An 18,242-nucleotide genomic window follows, 5' to 3' on the forward strand; every position below is an offset into this window, starting at 1 on the left:
GTAACTGGTTAGCCTGATTCCAAAATTGTTATCGGGCATTGAAAAATAGTTTATTTTTGTGTTTCAATGGAACTACCCAACGACATAGCAAGCTGCCACCGGATAATCCTGGAATTGGTAGCCGTTATTGAAGGCTTCAAGCCTCAATTGGAGGGGTATGTCCAGCAAATTGAGGCACAACGCAACCATATTGAGGCACAACGCAACCATATTGAGGCACAACGCAACCATATTGAGGCACAACGCAACCATATTGAAGCACAACGGCATCAGATTGATAATTTGGAGTTTCGGGTGAAAGAATTGGAATTACAATTGCATCAGAACAGCCGCAATTCAAATTATCCGTCCTCAATGGACAAATTTAAGCCTAAACCTGCCTTTCCTCGGCTTAAGGGAGGTAAGATTGGCGGCAAACCAGGTCATGATGGGGGCACACTCAAGATGGTGCCTGCACCGGATGTGGTAAAAACGCATACACCTGAAGTCTGTGCCCGGTGCGGTCAAATACACGATTCGGAACCTTTGGTAATCCGTGCCCGTCGTCAGGTTTTCGATATACCCCCGCCACGCATCGAAGTGACAGAGCATCAGGTTTTGGACTGGGTTTGCAGTGGCTGCCAAGCCCTGAACCAAGGCCAATTTCCACAAGATGTCTGCTCTAATACCCAATATGGTCTTCGTTTGGTGACGATGAGTGCGCTTTTCAACAACGGCTACAATATCCCGCGCAAGAAGGTTCAATCAATCTTCAGCGATTTGTATGGGGTGACTCTTAACGAACAGACACTGCAAGCCCAGAACGAATTAGCCTACGGATGTTTAGCCGAAGACGAGGCGCATATCAAGGCGAAGTTACTCCAAAGCGAGGTCGTCCATTATGACGAAACGGGCTTTTATGTGGGCAAAGACCGGTTTTGGGAACATGTGGCGAGCAATGAGTTCTATACCGCCCTGTTTATACACCCGCAACGGGGCGCAGGAGCACACCAAACCGACATTTCCATATTGCCCTCGTTTCAAAACTGGGCAGTCCATGATTGTTGGTCTACCTATTTCAACTTCACAGGATGCCAACATGCCGTTTGCGGCGCGCATTTACTTCGGGAATTCACCGCTCTTATAGAATCGGGAAGCAAATGGGCCCAAAATTTTCACGCCTTTTTACTTGACCTGTACGAACGCTCTGACAAAGGAAAGGCTGCGATTCCGACAAAAGAACGGTCCAGAGTCCTTCGAAAATACCAGGATTTGCTCCAGCAAGCAGATCAAGAAGAGCCGCCGCCAACACAAAAACCGCGCGGCAAACCGAAGAAAACCAAAGGCCGAAACTTGTTTGACCGCCTCGCCAAGCATCAGGATGCGGTGCTGGCTTTCGCTTTCCATGAAGAAGTACCCTTCTCCAATAATCAGGCAGAAAGGGACATCAGGCCCACCAAAACCAAAATGAAGGTTAGTGGATGCTTCCGCACGCAGTACGGAGCGGAAATCTATGCCCGTATTCAATCCTTTATCTCCACTGTCCGAAAACTCCAATTCAATCCTTTCAATGAACTCTATACCGTGCTATCTGGCGGTATCCCAGAGTATCGGGGCCCCGCAGGCTAACCAGTTACAAGTTTATTTAAAAATATTGGATTGTAATCACCTATTTTTCTGCCTCGTATTACAAAACCACCAAAGGTAGCCGTATTGTCAGTATCAAGGTAAACACATGCTGAACCAACATCTTCTCTAGTCTCTGAACTCCTTTGAAATAGTATATCACCATAATTTACAGGATATCTATCTACAATGTCTTTTGAAACGTCAACACTTCCTAAAATTTTATCATGGGTTAAAAATTCATTGTTCAAAATATCTAGGACATTTATAAATTTATACCCACTGCCATATTGTTCTTTGGATGCGTTAATTCCATTTTTAAATTCTAATAAATCCCCCAATTTTTTCTTTTCCCATTCCCCAGAAAATTCAGGGAAGCGCAATTGTGGTATGTTCATTTGCTTGCTCATTTGTCTGAATCAGGATTTAATTGATTTTAGGATTTGCAGGATTATTTTTTCTTTCATTATTTTGTTCATCTTTTAATCTCGTCAACCCTGATTCTGACATTTTAGGATTTGCAGGATTGATTTTGTTGAATTTTGGGTTAAATACTTTTTTGAATTGCAAACTTGTTGCTCCAAAGTTTATCAATAATCCAATGGGAAAATCATAGGCAACTACATAATTTTTTGCTTGTGCTAAATGCACATCTTCCAAATTAATCAATGCTTTTAGTTCCACTATTATTTGGTTTTCTACAACAAAATCAGCTCTTCTTGTTCCTACTTCAATTCCTTCATAAAAGATAGTTTGTTCAACTTCTCTTCCAAAAGATAATCCTGCTCTTTCTAATTCAATAGCCAAGCACCGTTGGTAAATGACCTCTTGAAATCCATTACCTAACGTGTTATGCACTTTCATTGCACAACCATTAACTTTATAAGTAATCTCGTCTAATGTCATATTTCAATATTATGTTTTAAAATCCGGTTCATCTTTTAATCCTGCAAATTCTGATTCAGACAATTAAAAAGGTGTTGAAATGCCCAACTCTTTACAAAAAGTTGCAATGCTTTTATCTGTGGTAGCAATAGTTTCGTCCAATGCTTTTATTTCTTTCGCAATCGCTTCAATATCTATGCTTTCTTCTGCTTCAAACGTATCTACATAGCGTGGTATGTTGAGGTTGTAATCATTTTTGGCAATTTCTTCTAATGTAGCTTTCTTGCTGTATTTTGGGGTTTCGGTTCTGTTGCGGTAGGTTTCAACAATCAAATCAATATCTTCCTTACGCAATACATTTTGTGTTTTAACCTTTTCAAAATTACGACTGGCATCAATAAACAGAATGTCATCAGGATTTTCTCTACACTTTTTGAAAACCAAAATGCAAGTCGGAATACTCGTACCGTAAAATATATTGGCAGGTAAGCCAATGACGGCATCTAAAAAGTTTTTGTTTTCAATCAAATACCTGCGAATGTGTTGTTCAGCACCGCCACGAAACAGCGCCCCGTGCGGCAGGACGATTGCCATAGTGCCATTGTCTGCCAAATGGTAAATCATGTGTTGCACAAAAGCAAAGTCGGCTTTGCTACTGGGTGCAAGCCTTCCGTATTGACTAAAGCGGTCGTCACTTGTAAACAAAGGGTTGGCGCTCCATTGCGCCGAGAAGGGCGGATTAGCAACGATTGCCTCAAATTGTAGGTCAATGTGTTGTGGATGTTCGAGCGTGTCGTCTTGTTTAATATCAAATTTACGGTAATGAACACCGTGCAGAATCATATTCATTCGAGCGAGGTTGTAAGTAGTACGGTTCATTTCTTGTCCGTAAAAATTGCTTACATTTTTCACTTCTCTGGCTACCCGAAGCAACAAAGAACCCGAACCACAAGTGGGGTCGTAAACGGATTTTAGTTTTTGTTTTCCTGTTGTCACGAGTTTTGCAAGTATTGAAGAAACTTGTTGCGGTGTATAAAATTCACCTGCTTTTTTACCTGCGCCACTGGCAAATTGTCCAATCAAGTATTCGTAAGCATCGCCCAAAACATCAACTTGATTAGTGTCAGATAATTTAAAATCAATTTTATCCAAGTGCGTCAGTACCTTTGCAATGATGGCATTTCTTGCTTCGGGTGTTTTACCTAATTTAGAACTGTTCAAATCCATGTCCTCAAAGAGATTATCAAAATCTTCTTCGCTTTCTGTACCCATTGTGCTTAACTGGATATTGATAAGGATTTTTTGTAGGTCTTCTAAAATGAAATTGGTTTTACTTTCGTCAAATTTATCCACGTCATCTTCATTATTACCTTTGCCACGTTTAGCAACTTCTGTAAAAAGCTCTTCTGGTCTTAAAAAGTAGCCTAATTTTTCGAGGGCTTCCTCTTTAATAGCTTCAATAAACGCTGTCCCGTTTTCGGTCTTTGGTGTTATGTCTTTAAACTTAATACCGTCTTGTTTCAAAATTTCGTCAGCGAAAATGTTCATTTTCTCGCTCAGGTATTTATAGAAAATGAAACCCAAAATGTAGTCACGAAACTCGTCTGCATTCATTTTGCCACGTAGCGTATTGGCAATGTTCCAAAGTTGGGCTTCTAGTATTCTTTTATATTCTTCACTCATTGAGATTGTCTTTATTTTTTAGGTTGTAAAGTTAGTTTTTAAAATTCCGTTACTGTCAAAAGTTGCCTTCAAATTGTCCTTTGTCCGCTGAAAGGGTGGTGGGTGGGCTTGGGTGCGGTTGGGCAAAATTAAATGTGCTGCAAAAGCGTTGGCTCGTGTGTCGGCTTGCAGCTCTTTTAATTTGGCGAAGGGTTGGCATTTTGTTTGTCATTTTTCTGCTCGTTTGTTGTCGGTCGTGTCGTCTTTTAGGGTGAGTGCTAACGCTTGTGTTGCTTGCATACTTGCACCTGTCGAGCGTTGTGCGTTGGGTTTAGGTGCAAGTTGGCAGCAACACGTTCTGTGAAGGTTCTTTTTTTCTCTAGCACATAATTGTACATTTTTTCTATCAAAGTATGGTTTTATTTTTTTGTCAAAATCTTATTCGGTTTACCCCCTCAGTATTTTTTGTCATGTTATTCCAAGCTCTGCACTTCTCATTTGCTTGATTTACTTATATTCTGATAAAATATTCAATATTTCACTTTCTATATTTTCAGGGTTAATATAAACGAAATTTGTACAATGGTTCAATCCCAGTGATAAACATTCTTTCACTAAAGGTTTATCTGAAGTTAAAAATATTTTGCAATAAAAAGACAAAGCTGTATAAACAATTTCTAAATCTTTTGGATTGATGAAACAAGTATCAAGTATCTCTCTGAAGTTTAATATTTCATAAGAATTGCCAAAAACTTGGTCAAAGAGTATAACATTAATCTTATTCGAGGATATATCTGATTCAATATCATAAGAATAATTTCTTAAATATAGTTTTACTTGTTTAAAAAAATTTTTCATTAATCCAATATCACTATCTCTTTCAATTTCAACATATTCATATTCTTCTGCGATTCCAAACTCATAGTATAAGTTATAGCGTTTTATTGCATTTCTAAGATTTATTAATTCATTTTCATTATACTGTAAAGTTTGTAAAACATTCTGCATTATGTATTTCGCAATCCGATTTGTTGCATCATTCTTATCGAGAATGTTTTTTTGAGATTTATGAGCTTTTAAATTATCGAGGATGAAATCTGGACTAACAAATTTTCTTTTTATCCCACTTTTAAATTCGTATATGCATTTTTCAAATGTATAGTATTCGTGTTCAATCGGTAAGTTTATATTAGTTTTTTCTATTAAAGCAATAAGTAAGTTAGTATCAAGAAAGATTTTCATTCTGAATTGTAGTTTTTAGTTGTTATAATTATCAAATCTTGTGTTTAATCGAATTACACAGAACTTTGAATATCCAAAAAGGTAACATTAATATTATGTTTTTTAAATATTATATTTTTACTCGCTTCATTTTGTTAAATTGAAGAACGGATGCCATTTTTTTTGTTTACCACGAACAGCTCATAAGTTGTTGAAAATCAATGCCTTTAAAAACTTCTCTTTCATTGATTTTAGATGACTTCTGTTCGTCAAGTTTTTGTACGTAGATTTTATGTCCTCTGATTTCACAGAACTTAGTTATATCCGCTCTTTTCGTGTTTTTTGTCGTACTTTCCCGTAAAAAGGGCATCTAAGGGGCTACGGATTGCTTTATGGTTTGCTGGTTTGTGTGGGTGTAACGCAACGTTGTTTTGGTTCTGATCGTTCTTGGATCAGCAGCATCTCTCCTTTATGCACGATCAACTTAGTTTGTACTGTTAGTACCGTGATGAACAGTTAGGAGGTATAAAATAGGCTGGTGGTTGCAATTTAAGATTTTTTAGAATAGGTGTGCAATTTTTATAGCATTATTCAGAAATACAAAGTTATGTAAGGACAAAACCCTGACCTCGGCAGAAGTCAGGGTTTTGAGTATGATCGTTCTAAGTGCAATATACGTTAGGCGTTGGCTTGTTTTTGGCGAATGGTGGCCTGAGCCGCAGCAATTCGGGCGATGGGTACCCGGAAGGGGGAACAGCTCACATAATCCAAACCAGTTTTACAAGCAAAAGCCACCGATGTTGGATCGCCGCCATGTTCACCACACACCCCCAGATGCAGGTTCGCATTTACCGAACGCCCTTTTTTAACCGCCATATCAATCAGTTGGCCCACCCCCTTTTCATCAATAGATTTAAACGGATCTTGGTCCACAAGCCCTTTTTTCAGGTAGATCGGTAAGAATTTATTGGCATCGTCGCGGGAAAATCCGAACGTCATTTGCGTGAGGTCGTTCGTTCCAAAAGAGAAGAACTCAGCTTTTTGGGCAATGCTATCTGCCATCAGTGCTGCACGCGGCGTTTCGATCATTGTCCCCACTTTATAGGGGATTTCTACGCCTTGTTCTGCAAAAACCTTGGCAGCGACCCGACGGATGACCTTTTCTTGCTCTGCAAATTCGCGGACGGTCACCACTAACGGAACCATGATTTCGGGCAAGACTTTGATCCCTTTTGCATGTACGTTAAGAGCCGCCTCTATGATGGCACGGGTTTGCATTTCGGTAATTTCGGGATACGTGATGCCGAGTCGGCAACCACGATGACCCAGCATGGGGTTTTGTTCTTTCAGTTCTTCAATCCGATCCCGGATTTTATTCACCGAGACATGCATTTGTTTGGCCATCACCTGTTGACTGGCATCGTCATGTGGGAGGAATTCATGGAGTGGCGGATCTAAGAGACGGATGGTCACGGGTAGATCGTGCATAACCTCGAATAAGCCCTCGAAATCGCCCCGTTGAATGGGCAGTAGTTTGTCTAAAGCCTTCCGGCGCCCGGCCTCGTCATCGGCCAAAATCATTTCCCTTACCGAAATAATACGATCCCCTTCAAAGAACATGTGCTCGGTGCGGCAAAGGCCAATTCCTGTTGCTCCAAAATTTACGGCTTGCTTAGCTTCTTCGGGCGTATCCGCGTTGGTACGTACACCGAGTCTGGCATATTTTTCGGAGAGCGTCATCAATTCGCCAAAGTCGCCGCTAAGTTCGGCTTCGCGGGTTTCGACCCGCCCCTCATAGACCTCTCCGGTGGTGCCATTAAGCGAAATCCACGTTCCTTCGCGATAGGTTTTGCCTTCTACGGTCATCTCGCGCGATTTATAATCTACATGGATAGCACCTGCACCCGAAACACAGCATTTGCCCATTCCCCGTGCAACCACTGCCGCATGAGATGTCATACCGCCGCGTGCCGTCAGAATCCCTTTGGCGGCGTGCATCCCGCGCAAGTCTTCGGGACTGGTTTCTACCCGCACCAGAATAACATCTTTACCACGTTTGGCCCATTCTTCCGCTTCATCTGCAAAGAACACGATTTGCCCGGTGGAGGCCCCTGGAGAAGCCGGTAACCCGCGTGCAATTACCTCGGCATTCTTAATCGCCTTTCCATCAAAAACGGGATGTAGCAATTCATCCAAGCGATTCGGATCCACCCGTTGGATAGCCGTTTTTTCATCTATCATTCCTTGGCGAAGCATATCCATAGCAATTTTCACCATTGCTGCGCCCGTCCGTTTGCCATTTCGGGTTTGCAACATCCAAAGTTTACCGTCCTCGATGGTAAACTCTACGTCTTGCATATCGCTAAAATGGTTTTCCAGTGTCGTTTCTGCATGAATCAGCTGTGCAAACACCTCGGGCATAGCTTCTTCTAATGACGGATAATTGGTCTTCCGGTCTTCTTCGCTGATGCAGGCCAACTCGGCCCACCGCTGTGAGCCTATACGCGTCACTTGTTGGGGTGTGCGAATCCCCGCAACCACATCTTCACCTTGTGCATTAAATAAAAATTCGCCATTAAAAATGTCTTCACCTGTGGCCGCATCGCGGGTGAAAGCCACACCAGTTGCACTATTGCTGGAATGGTTACCATAGACCATTGCCTGCACATTGACCGCTGTTCCCCAACTTTCAGGAATGTCGTTCAAGGCACGATAAACTTGTGCCCGCTCGTTGTTCCAACTTTGGAATACTGCCATGATGGCCCCCCACAACTGCTCCCATGGATCGGTCGGGAAGTCTTTACCTAACCGGGCCAAGATCAGGGCTTTAAACCGACGGACCAATTCTTTTAAATCATCTGCCGAAAGGTCGGTATCTAATTTTACCCCTCGTTCATGTTTAACAAATTCAATGATCAACTCGAAAGGGTCTTCATCTTCTTTGCGTTCAGGCTTCAGACCCATCACCACATCGCCATACATTTGCACAAATCGGCGGTACGAGTCCCATGCAAACCGTGCATCGCCCGATTTCTCGATCAACCCTTGAACGGCGTCATCATTCAGTCCCAAATTCAGGATCGTATCCATCATACCGGGCATCGAAGCACGTGCTCCCGAACGCACAGAGAGCAATAACGGGTCCGAAGCGTCTCCAAATTTTTTGCCCATGATTTTTTCGACATATGCCACGCCTTTTTTTACTTCATCGGCAATGAGGTTGGTCACCGTTTCCCGACCATGCAAGGTATATTGGGTACAAGCCTCGGTGGTTACCGTGAAACCAGCCGGAACGGGGATATTGAGCAAGCACATTTCGGCCATATTGGCCCCTTTTCCTCCCAAAAGGTTCTTCATGTCAGCACGGCCTTCAGTGCCTTCCGGCCCAAAGAGATACACATATTTAGCAGAGACGTCCATTTGAATGCGTTATTTTAATGGAAAAGAAAAGCCGCTCTAAACGGCCTACATAATTTGCAACAAGGATAACCCAGACCAGAAAAAACCTTTTGATGGTTTCGTTGTTTAGATGTGTAGGGAAAAAAAGCCGATCCATGTAGGAAAAAGACGTAGGGAGAATGTCGGCGCTGTACCTTGATCTTTTGTTCACCAGTACGTAACTTGATTGTCTAAAGCGATTTACGCTAACAGATAAAGGCCATCGCCGACCAATTCGGCACTGTAGTTTTTTTATGCCGTTTTCCGAACCCCTCCGTACCCGCCATTGGACCATTAGGGCTGCTGTTCATTTTCTTGCTTGGTCTTTGGTTTTGCTCATGCCCTTGCTATTTGGTCTTCCGATCCGCCTTCGAGACCCAGTCCTTTTCTGGAGTATTCAGTTTGCCCAAGTGGCCTTAATGATGTCTCTGTACTATGGCAATCTGGGGATTTTTCTGCCGAGGCTATTGGTGCATCGTAAAACCCTTTGGTACATTGTGGTAGTGATTCTGGTCATTTTGTCCATTAGTGAAGCCTATATGATGTTTAGGGACTGGGTCACAAGTACATTTGGTTCGCCATTTGAGCAACCAGCCCCCCCTCCGGGGTCTAAACACAACCACCGCCCCAATAACTATTCTTCATCGTACCGCTATTTTTCCATTATCACCCAACTCGTTTTGGTGGTTTTTGTAGGACTGACCCAACACTTTATCCATGAGTGGCAACGCTCTAAACAAGAGACCGAAGCGAGGGAAAAGGAGCGTCTTGCGGCCGAACTCGCGTTTTTGCGTTCGCAAGTAAGCCCCCATTTTTTGTTTAATGTATTAAATGGTATGGTTTCGCTGGCCCGGAAAAAATCTGACAAATTAGAACCGGCCCTCATGACCCTGTCTAGTCTGATACGTTATACACTCTACGAAGCACCCGAATCTCGTGTCCCCCTTGACCGTGAGATCACCTATCTCAATAGTTATTTAGACCTACAGCGCCTACGTTTTGGCGATACCTTGCACTTACAAGTTGAAATTTCCGGAGACACCACACAAGCCACCATAGAACCCCTCCTATTAATCCCGTTTGTTGAGAATGCTTTTAAGCACGGCACCAATGTGGCACATCCAGAGATTGACCTTAAGATTCAGGTAAGGGAAGAGGTCTTGCACTTTGAAGTCAGCAATACAATGCCAGAATCAGATGTCGGCCCCAAAGACCCCGCATCCGGCATAGGATTGACCAACATTCGCCGGAGATTGGACCTCTTATATCCACAAGCACATTCATTAGGCATTGTACCGGGTCTTAACCGATTTCAGGTAGTACTGACCGTAAACCTGCACCACCCTGAAAGAGACCTAGAATCACCCAAAAGCTTGCCCCATGACCAGCTAAGACATTATGCCTGAACACCTTCCCCCATTCCCCCCCAAATGGACCGGGCTTACGTCCGCGCAAGTTGAGCATTCACGGCGGCAACATGGCCCAAATGTACTGCGCCTACGGGAAAAACATCCCCTTTTTTCCATCTTAAAAGAAGTTATCTCCGATCCCTTGTTTTTAATACTGGTAGGATCTGCTGCCATATATTTTATCTTAAACGAGGTTCAAGAAGGCATGATTATGCTGATGGCCTTGGGCTTTGTGTCGAGTATATCCATTTTTCAGGAAAACCGTAGTCGGAATGCCGTTCTAACCCTCCGAAAATTAGCAAATCCGCCGACTAAAGTGATACGAGACGGTCAGCAATATTCGGTCCCCGCAGAAGACGTGGTTATTGGCGATCTTATCATGCTCGAAGACGGAGATCTTATTCCAGCAGATGCCCAAATACTGGAAGCACATGATTTTTCGGTAAATGAAAGTATCTTGACGGGCGAATCGTTATCCGTTACCAAAGGCACTTCCTCCCTTCCTTCCGTTGTTTTTGGCGGCACATTGGTAGAAAGCGGCTCTTGTGTGGCCGAAGTAACAGTTGTTGGAAACAACACCGAATTGGGTAAAATTGGCCATTCCCTCACCGAAATCCAAACAACGACCTCGCCGCTCCAACACCAAATCAGGGGATTTGTGCATAGAATGGTAGCTTTCGGCGCCGTAGCCTTTTTCATGGTGTGGGGCCTCAATTTTGCACAATCGGGCGAAGTATTACATGCCTTGTTACATGGGCTTACTCTGGCAATGTCGGTTTTGCCCGAAGAAATTCCAGTGGCATTCAGCACGTTTATGGCACTTGGCGCCTACCGCCTCTATAAAAACAACATCATTGCCAAGTCTCCCATGACGGTTGAAACTCTCGGCGCCGCTACGGTCATTTGTACCGACAAGACGGGCACCCTTACAGAAAATGTCATGAAATTAGTAGCCTTGTATGATGCAAAAAAGGACGATTTATATGACTTTACTAACACTCCCATCACCATTTCACATCCGGTATTGGTAAGTGCCATGTGGGCGTCCGAGCCATCTCCTTTCGATCCGATGGAAAAAGCCCTCCATGCCGCCTATGCAGCTACCACCCCACAAGACCTCCGTCCATACTACACCCTTACTTCCGAATACCCCCTGAGCGGAATTCCTCCTTTTATGACCCATGTCTATACGGCTGAAAACTTGCCCCCTATCATTGCTTGCAAAGGGGCTGTAGAAGGCGTACTTGCGGTTTCGGATGCCTCTCAGGAGAAACAGAACCGTATTCTGGCGGTATCGCGTCAGTTGGCTTCAAAAGGCTATCGAGTTTTAGCCGTTGGTGTTTCCAACCACGACCCTTTGCAACTTCCTGCATTACAAACAGCCCTGCGGTTTTCTTTTCAAGGATTGGTGGCGTTTTATGATCCACCCAAGGCCAATATCAGACAAACAGTCGAAGCCTTTTATCAGGCAGGAATACAAGTAAAAATGATCACCGGAGATTATGCTGAGACCGCCAAGGCCATCGGACAACAAGTACATTTTCGAGACCTTGAGCAATGCCTAACGGGCGAGGAAGTGATGCGAATGCCCCCAGAATCACTAAAAACCGCCGTTTCCTCTGTCAATTTGTATGCCCGCATGTTCCCCGAAGCCAAACTCCGTGTGATCGAAGCCCTAAAAGCAAACAATGAAATCGTGGCGATGACGGGCGATGGGGTAAATGACGGCCCCGCCTTAAAAGCTGCTCATATTGGCATCGCAATGGGCAAACGCGGCTCCGAAACCGCAAAGGCCGCCGCATCGCTTGTTTTGACGGATGACGATCTGGGACACATGCCGCAAGCCATCGCGCTCGGACGACGTATTTATGAGAACCTTAAAAAAGCCATTCGGTACATTATTTCTATTCATATTCCGATTTTAATGATCGTAACCCTTCCATTGATGCTTTTTTGGCGCTTTACCGACTTGTTCTCGCCCATTCATGTCATCTTTTTGGAACTAATCATGGGCCCCACCTGCTCTATCATCTTTGAGAATGAGCCTATTGAGGCCAATTCGATGCACAAGCCACCTCGGAAAATGACGTCTTCCTTTTTTTCGTTGAACGAACTGGCAATCAGTATTTTGCAAGGTTTAATGATCTCGGTGGCTTGCCTTTCCGTCGGCTTTTGGGAAATGACCCAAAACGAACCAGAAGCAGTAGTCCGCACCACGGTTTTTTCGACGCTCATTTTTAGCAACCTTTTTCTCACCTTGGTAAATCGGTCTTTTTACTTCGGCTTGCTTACAACCCTTAGATACCCGAATTATCTAATCCCCCTGATCCTGATACTCTCCTTGCTCGTTTTGATTATGGCATTGTTGATTCCAAATATCCGCGATATTTTTGACTTTGCAGCGATATCGGGAATGCAGCTTTTCAGGTCCCTCTTTGCTGCCGCCTGCGGAGTCTTATGGATTGAAATTTGGAAGGCGTACCAACGAAAAGAACTACCAAAACCCATTAACTTTCCTTAAACCAATAACGCCCCTATGCCCACCCTCCGTTGCCTTGCTGTGGACGATGAACCCTTAGCCCTTGACTTGTTGGAGGACAACATCCGGCAGGTCCCATTTCTAGAGTTGGTAGCGTGCTGTCGCACCATTCCTGACGCCCTTCAATGGCTAAATGATTCCTCTATTGATTTGATTTTCTTAGACATACAACTGCCAGGCATCACTGGTGTACAATTTCTTCGTAGCTTACGGCCACAACAAAAGGTCATTTTTGTCACCGCATATAGCCATTACGCCCTTGAGGGGTATGAACTCAATGTAGTGGATTATCTCTTGAAACCAGTGCCTTTTCAACGTTTTTTACAGGCCGCCCAGAAAGCCTTAGACACCATGACGCCGTCGGAGGTAGTCATTTCCACAACACCCCCCCCTTTACCGAAAGCCCTCCACCCGCCCATACATCAAGACACGATTTGGGTAAATGCCGATTATGCCCTCATCCCCATTCGTTTGGCGGACGTACTGTACGTAGAAAGTGAAAAGGACTACCTACGCTTTCACTTAGCCTCTCAACAGCGTCCTTTAATTACCCGTATGACCCTAAAATCATTAGAAGAAAAACTTCCTTCTCCTCCGTTTTGTAGGGTTCACAAATCGTTTATCGTCGCGACCCGTCATATTACAGCCATTCGTAACCAACGGTTGATGATTGGCGAGACTTGGATTCCTATTAGCGAGATGTATCAGCCGGATTTGCTTGCAGCCATTGGACAAAAACCAATTAATTAAGCTACTTTTATTTAATTGTTTTATCTCTTTCTATATGCTGGCCATTTTTTAGGATAAAGTCCAAAATTTATTTTTCGTCCTCAAATATGTTGTAAAAACGGGCATTTACTTCGTGTGTCGCTTCGCTCGACTCTACTCCACGCAATGCCCGGGAAGTTGACTATTTTGAGTTCCCCTTAAGTTTTCGCCAACCTATAACCTTTTGAATTTGTTCTTATTTAAAATATTGCTTTTTTATGTACAAAATTCAATCATCCATCCTTAATTATTTCCCTCATTGACAGGCACAAGGTACACTTGGTTCACCTAAAATTTTTCACGATACGCCTTTTCTTCAACCAATCATGAACGCGCTTAAAAAACGTACCCGGATTTGGTTTTTCCTTTTCCAAAATGCCCGGTTCTAAGCGAATATCATATCGAATATCGGCTCCAGCTACGGATATACTCCGCTCGAACCGACGATACCCCACCGTGCCAACCCGAATCCGATATTCACCCGGCAACACATCTGCCAACAGATAGCCCCCATCTAGATCGCTTCTACCAAAAAACTGTACCTCGCCCGTTATTGGTTTAATGAGTGCCACTACAACACCCGAAACAGGAGCATTGCCACTTGTTTCACGGACCACTCCCCAAACACGCACCTGGGCAAGAACATCCGTCCAAACGAAATAGCCACATATAACATATAGTAGAAACTTAGGTAGGCGGATTTTCATGTAGGGCTGTTGGTAAAACAAATAGAGGAATCTAATTATAGGTCGGAAGTGCCCTGTTTGATGGCTCTCTCCCGCTCTTGTGTTTTCTTGTAAAATAGGCTTCCTATTTCATCCTTTTTCGATTAAATTAAGCCTACCTATCGCAACATCCAAAATATTGCACACCATGAAAATAACCTATTTTGGCCACTCGGCCCTTTTGGCAACAACCGAAACCCACACATTTTTATTCGACCCTTTCCTGAGCGAAAATCCACTTGCAGAAGGTCATGTTCGGGCCTCGGACCTCAAGCCGGACGTGGTCTTCGTCACGCACGCGCATGGCGACCACTGGGGCGACTCCGAGGAAATCCTCCAGAGATCGGGTGCGCTTCTTATTGCTAATTACGAAATCTGTACCTATTTAGAGAACAAAACGGGCTATGGGCATTTTCATCCAATGAATACGGGTGGGATGGCCCACTTTGAATGGGGAAAGGTCAAACAAACGTATGCAAGACATTCCTCGTCCTTTCCCGACGGAACATATGGTGGCAACCCGAATGGGTTTGTCCTGCAATCGGCTGGAAAAACATTATACCATGCCGGAGACACCGATTTGTTCAACGAAATGGCCTATATTGGCGAAGACTTCGAGATAGATCTGGCTTTTTTACCCGTTGGCGATAATTTTACGATGGGAATACCGGATGCGGTCCGCGCAGCCAAAATGATTCGGGCCAAAAATGTAGTACCCGTACATCATAATACCTTTCCCTACATCGTTACCGATCTGGCCATCTGGCAAAATGCCATGGCAGCGGCTGGTATGAACGGCATGATTATGAAGCCGGGAGAATCCCTTATTATTTAACCAACCATGCACCACATCATGCACTTCTTCAAACGGTCGGCCTTCTTAATCACCTTAATGGGATTCTGGACGCCACTTTGGGACATTCCCACCGTGGCGCAGCCGTGGATTGGTTTTTCGGATCCGTTACGACAACCGGAAAGTGCAGATCGTGATTTTAACAGCCGCTTTTCTGGAAGAACGTTATTGGTGTACCAACCCGGTTACGTTCTTCCCATTTCCAGCATCCCTACCCAGCCCACCTCATCCCGTACGCCTGTTCTCAAGGCATACCAGTTCGCACTTCGCGCAGATGCACGCCTTTCTTCACATATAGACCTGCAAGGTATTTGGGGCCAAACCGCCATGGGAAACGGACGTATTGGCCTTGCATGGTTGGCAACCAAATATTACTTGCAAAGCGATAATAAGCATTTTGCCTTCCGCCTTGCCATCCAACCGCCCTTTTCGGAACCCAGTATCTCTGGTGTGGATATCAGTGGCTATACCGAAACCAAATACCGCAATATGTTTTCTACAGAGTTTGCCATAGGTTTCCGTTATCAACGTATGGGGCTTTCCGACCAGCCATTGGTTAATCCAGAGACAGGTCGTCGGATGCCACAATCCTTATTACGAAAATCCGGCAAGAGCATTCACGCCAGTCGGACATACCGTTTTGCTTTTGATCCGGCAGCAAGCAACCTCTTTGTCTCTCTCAAGGCATCAGCAGGAAACATGGACATTTTGCCAATCGAGGGCCGGAATTACGAAGGTTCACCCCAAAAGCCAATCAAGGAGCAAGGGGGCCTTATGTCCTTAGAAGTCGGCCTAAACCTATTGCGCCCAACCTGGCAGTTTTCCCCTTATTTCCGTATTCCTCTCCGCCAAACGGGTGCGGCACACGATGCTATCCGATTGGGCGCAAATCTACAATTGCGATGACGATTGGTATCTTATCCGACACGCACCATTTTTTTCATCCGGACCTGGCTGGATTTCTGGCCGAAACCGACTTGATTTTACACGCGGGCGATATTGGAAATACAAACGTATTAGACCAGTTGGCATCCATTGGCCCGGAGGTTCGTGCTGTCTGGGGCAATATAGATGGACAGGAACTTAGGAAGCGTCTTCCGCAACATCAACGGTTTAGCATAGAGGGCTGCACCTTTTGGATGACCCACATTGGCGGACATCCAGGACGCTGGGATTCATCCGTTCGGGCTACCTTATTGGAGGCGCCTCCACACGTTTTCATCTGCGGTCACAGTCATATCCTTCGGATTGAGCGGGTCGCCCGATTACAGAACATGCTCTACATCAATCCCGGAGCGGCCGGAATGCAGGGCTGGCACAAGGAAAAAACCCTTGTACGGCTTCAGGTTTGGGGAGGGAAACCCACTTCCGCCGAAGTAATTCATCTCTAAGGAGTTTCTATGCGTGAAAAGTTTGACCTCCTTGCCCTCTACGAAACCAGTACATTACTGAACGACTCGCTCGAAATTGGGTTTATTCTCGATAATCTACTCCGAACCGCCATGAGCAAATTACTCGTCACCCGGAGTATTGCCCTTTTATCGCATCCAGTTCATCAGGTATATACCATTGCTTCGGCACAAGGAATCCATCACATAGACAAAACAGAGGCTTTTGGTTTCGACCTTTTCCCCGTTCCTGCCCCCGGCCTTTCAGAAGCGCCCGTCCCCCTCAAAAAGTGGGGCATCCATTATCTCCTTCCCCTTACTGCAAGAAAACAACATCTTGGATTTGTTGGATTTGGCCAGAAAGTAACCAAGCAACCATTTTTGCCAGAAGAAGCTTCTTTTGTACAATCCTTGGTTCATATATCTTCGGTAGCCGTGCACAATGCTGCCATGGTTGCCGAACTACAAACGGCCAACCAAGACCTCGCCCTTAAAATCCAGCAACTAAATACGTTATTTGATTTAGCAGCCGGATTTGGCGCCACCCAAGGCAAAGAAAAAGTTCTGAAACAATTGGGATTTTCATTGATGGGCCACCTAATGATCCGCCAATTCGCTTTTCTTCTTAAAGAACATACAACAGATACCCCATTTCAGTTTTCGCCTGTCATTGCCAAAGGGTTGAACATAACGCTCCAAGCCTCCGAAATACAAGCCTTATCCGAATTAAAAGAATTGGTGCTGTTGCCTAATCCCCAACTGCAATGGGAGTCTTTTTCCAAAAGGGGGCTTCGGCTGATCCTCCCACTTCGCATCCAGAACGAGACGCGCGGTGTCTTGTGCCTCGGAGACAAAACCTCTCAGTTGCCTTATACCCAGACCGATATAGAATTCATGACCGCTTTGGGTCAACTTACCTTAACCTCTCTCGAAAATGTTTCCTTGCTTGCCACGCGCCTTGAAAACGAGCGATTAGAAGAGGAAATGCGTTTGGCCAGTAATATCCAACGCAGGCTTCTTCCTCAAAGATTGCCATCCATTCCCGATTGGAGCGTAGATGTGTGGAGCCAACCTGCACGGCATGTGGGTGGTGATTTTTTTGACGTAAGACCTTTAGACGAACATCGTTTTTTAATTGCCATTGCCGATGTTACCGGAAAAGGGATGCCCGCTGCCCTGTTGATGTCCCATTTACAAGCAGGCATTCAGTTCCAATTGGCCACCCGTGCCCTTTCCGACCTGGCCCAAGCAACAGCAATGCTCAATGCCGTGATTACCGACAATACCGATTCGGATAAGTTTATCACGTTTTTTTGGGGGATTTTAGACTTACGTGATCAAACTTTTGTTTTCGTTAACGCCGGACATGATGCCCCCATTTGGTTCCGTTCTGGACGCGAGGTCTTACGACTTGAAACGGGCGGGCCTCTCTTGGGTGTTTTAAAACATGTACCATACGAACAAGGCCGTATTCGTCTCCAACCCGGTGACCGCATTTTCTTCTATACAGATGGCCTTTCCGAAGCCCTGAATCCTAATCATGAAGAGATGGGAGTGCAACGCCTCCTTCAGACACTGGTAGCGGCAAACACTCCTCATGCGACCCAAGCCCTTTCCATGATCAAGGATGCGGTTCTTCAATGGGCTGATACGGCCCCTCAAAGCGACGACCGCACAGCAATTGTATTACAAGCAGAAACCTTTTAAATGGTTATGTGGTTTCTTACCCCACTGCTGGTAATGACGTCC

Annotated in this window: 14 protein-coding genes; 8 read left to right on the forward strand and 6 right to left on the reverse strand. The window is 44.7% G+C overall.

All coding sequences use genetic code 11. The features are described from left to right. Positions 1–66 precede the first annotated feature (66 nt). On the forward strand, positions 67–1,608 hold the full coding sequence (locus JNN12_06930; GenBank protein MBL7978057.1) for an IS66 family transposase: 1,542 nt from the start codon (positions 67–69) through the stop codon (positions 1,606–1,608). Here the strand turns inward: JNN12_06930 and JNN12_06935 are convergent. The 5 genes from JNN12_06935 to JNN12_06955 all read right to left on the reverse strand — a co-directional run bounded on the left by JNN12_06935 (position 1,605) and on the right by JNN12_06955 (position 8,793). Continuing rightward, on the reverse strand, positions 1,605–2,003 hold the full coding sequence (locus JNN12_06935; GenBank protein MBL7978058.1) for a hypothetical protein: 399 nt from the start codon (positions 2,001–2,003) through the stop codon (positions 1,605–1,607). The genes JNN12_06930 and JNN12_06935 overlap by 4 nt on opposite strands. A 28-nt stretch (positions 2,004–2,031) precedes the next feature. Then, a complete protein-coding gene (locus tag JNN12_06940; protein ID MBL7978059.1) occupies positions 2,032–2,511 on the reverse strand; it encodes a GxxExxY protein in 480 nt (159 codons plus the stop codon). Positions 2,512–2,574: 63 nt separating this feature from the next. Then, the gene (locus tag JNN12_06945) at positions 2,575–4,173 is read right to left on the reverse strand and encodes a type I restriction-modification system subunit M (GenBank protein MBL7978060.1); all 1,599 of its coding nucleotides are present in this window, start codon (positions 4,171–4,173) and stop codon (positions 2,575–2,577) included. 486 nt (positions 4,174–4,659) lie between these two features. Beyond that, positions 4,660–5,394 (reverse strand): hypothetical protein, encoded by a 735-nt coding sequence (locus tag JNN12_06950; GenBank protein MBL7978061.1) that lies wholly within the window; start codon positions 5,392–5,394, stop codon positions 4,660–4,662. A 657-nt stretch (positions 5,395–6,051) separates the two neighbouring features. Continuing rightward, the gene (locus JNN12_06955) at positions 6,052–8,793 is read right to left on the reverse strand and encodes a pyruvate, phosphate dikinase (protein ID MBL7978062.1); all 2,742 of its coding nucleotides are present in this window, start codon (positions 8,791–8,793) and stop codon (positions 6,052–6,054) included. A 272-nt stretch (positions 8,794–9,065) separates the two neighbouring features. Between JNN12_06955 and JNN12_06960 the strand changes: the two genes are divergently transcribed. Genes JNN12_06960 through JNN12_06970 form a run of 3 tightly spaced genes read left to right on the forward strand, consistent with a single transcriptional unit; the run spans position 9,066 to position 13,509 of the window. After that, positions 9,066–10,217, forward strand: a complete 1,152-nt coding sequence (locus JNN12_06960; protein ID MBL7978063.1) for a histidine kinase — start codon at positions 9,066–9,068, stop codon at positions 10,215–10,217. After that, positions 10,210–12,741 (forward strand): cation-translocating P-type ATPase, encoded by a 2,532-nt coding sequence (locus JNN12_06965; GenBank protein ID MBL7978064.1) that lies wholly within the window; start codon positions 10,210–10,212, stop codon positions 12,739–12,741. The genes JNN12_06960 and JNN12_06965 overlap by 8 nt, the downstream gene beginning before the upstream one ends. A 15-nt stretch (positions 12,742–12,756) precedes the next feature. Further along, on the forward strand, positions 12,757–13,509 hold the full coding sequence (locus tag JNN12_06970) for a response regulator transcription factor (GenBank protein MBL7978065.1): 753 nt from the start codon (positions 12,757–12,759) through the stop codon (positions 13,507–13,509). Between the two features lie 302 nt (positions 13,510–13,811). Here JNN12_06970 and JNN12_06975 read toward each other — a convergent pair whose 3' ends face one another. Continuing rightward, positions 13,812–14,234, reverse strand: coding sequence for a carboxypeptidase regulatory-like domain-containing protein (locus JNN12_06975; GenBank protein ID MBL7978066.1), 423 nt, complete (start codon positions 14,232–14,234; stop codon positions 13,812–13,814). A gap of 166 nt (positions 14,235–14,400) precedes the next feature. Between JNN12_06975 and JNN12_06980 the strand changes: the two genes are divergently transcribed. Genes JNN12_06980 through JNN12_06995 form a run of 4 tightly spaced genes read left to right on the forward strand, consistent with a single transcriptional unit; the run spans position 14,401 to position 18,200 of the window. Then, positions 14,401–15,087 (forward strand): metal-dependent hydrolase, encoded by a 687-nt coding sequence (locus tag JNN12_06980; GenBank protein MBL7978067.1) that lies wholly within the window; start codon positions 14,401–14,403, stop codon positions 15,085–15,087. Between the two features lie 6 nt (positions 15,088–15,093). Beyond that, entirely contained in the window at positions 15,094–16,011 is a 918-nt protein-coding gene (locus JNN12_06985) for a hypothetical protein (GenBank protein ID MBL7978068.1), read from the forward strand. After that, complete coding sequence (locus JNN12_06990; protein MBL7978069.1) at positions 16,008–16,496, forward strand: metallophosphoesterase family protein; 489 nt, start codon at positions 16,008–16,010, stop codon at positions 16,494–16,496. The genes JNN12_06985 and JNN12_06990 overlap by 4 nt, the downstream gene beginning before the upstream one ends. A 9-nt stretch (positions 16,497–16,505) precedes the next feature. After that, complete coding sequence (locus tag JNN12_06995) at positions 16,506–18,200, forward strand: PP2C family protein-serine/threonine phosphatase (GenBank protein ID MBL7978070.1); 1,695 nt, start codon at positions 16,506–16,508, stop codon at positions 18,198–18,200. The last annotated feature ends 42 nt before the right edge of the window (positions 18,201–18,242 follow it).

The sequence above is a fragment of the Bacteroidetes Order II. bacterium genome (genome assembly GCA_016788705.1).
Classification (GTDB): domain Bacteria; phylum Bacteroidota; class Rhodothermia; order Rhodothermales; family UBA2364; genus UBA2364.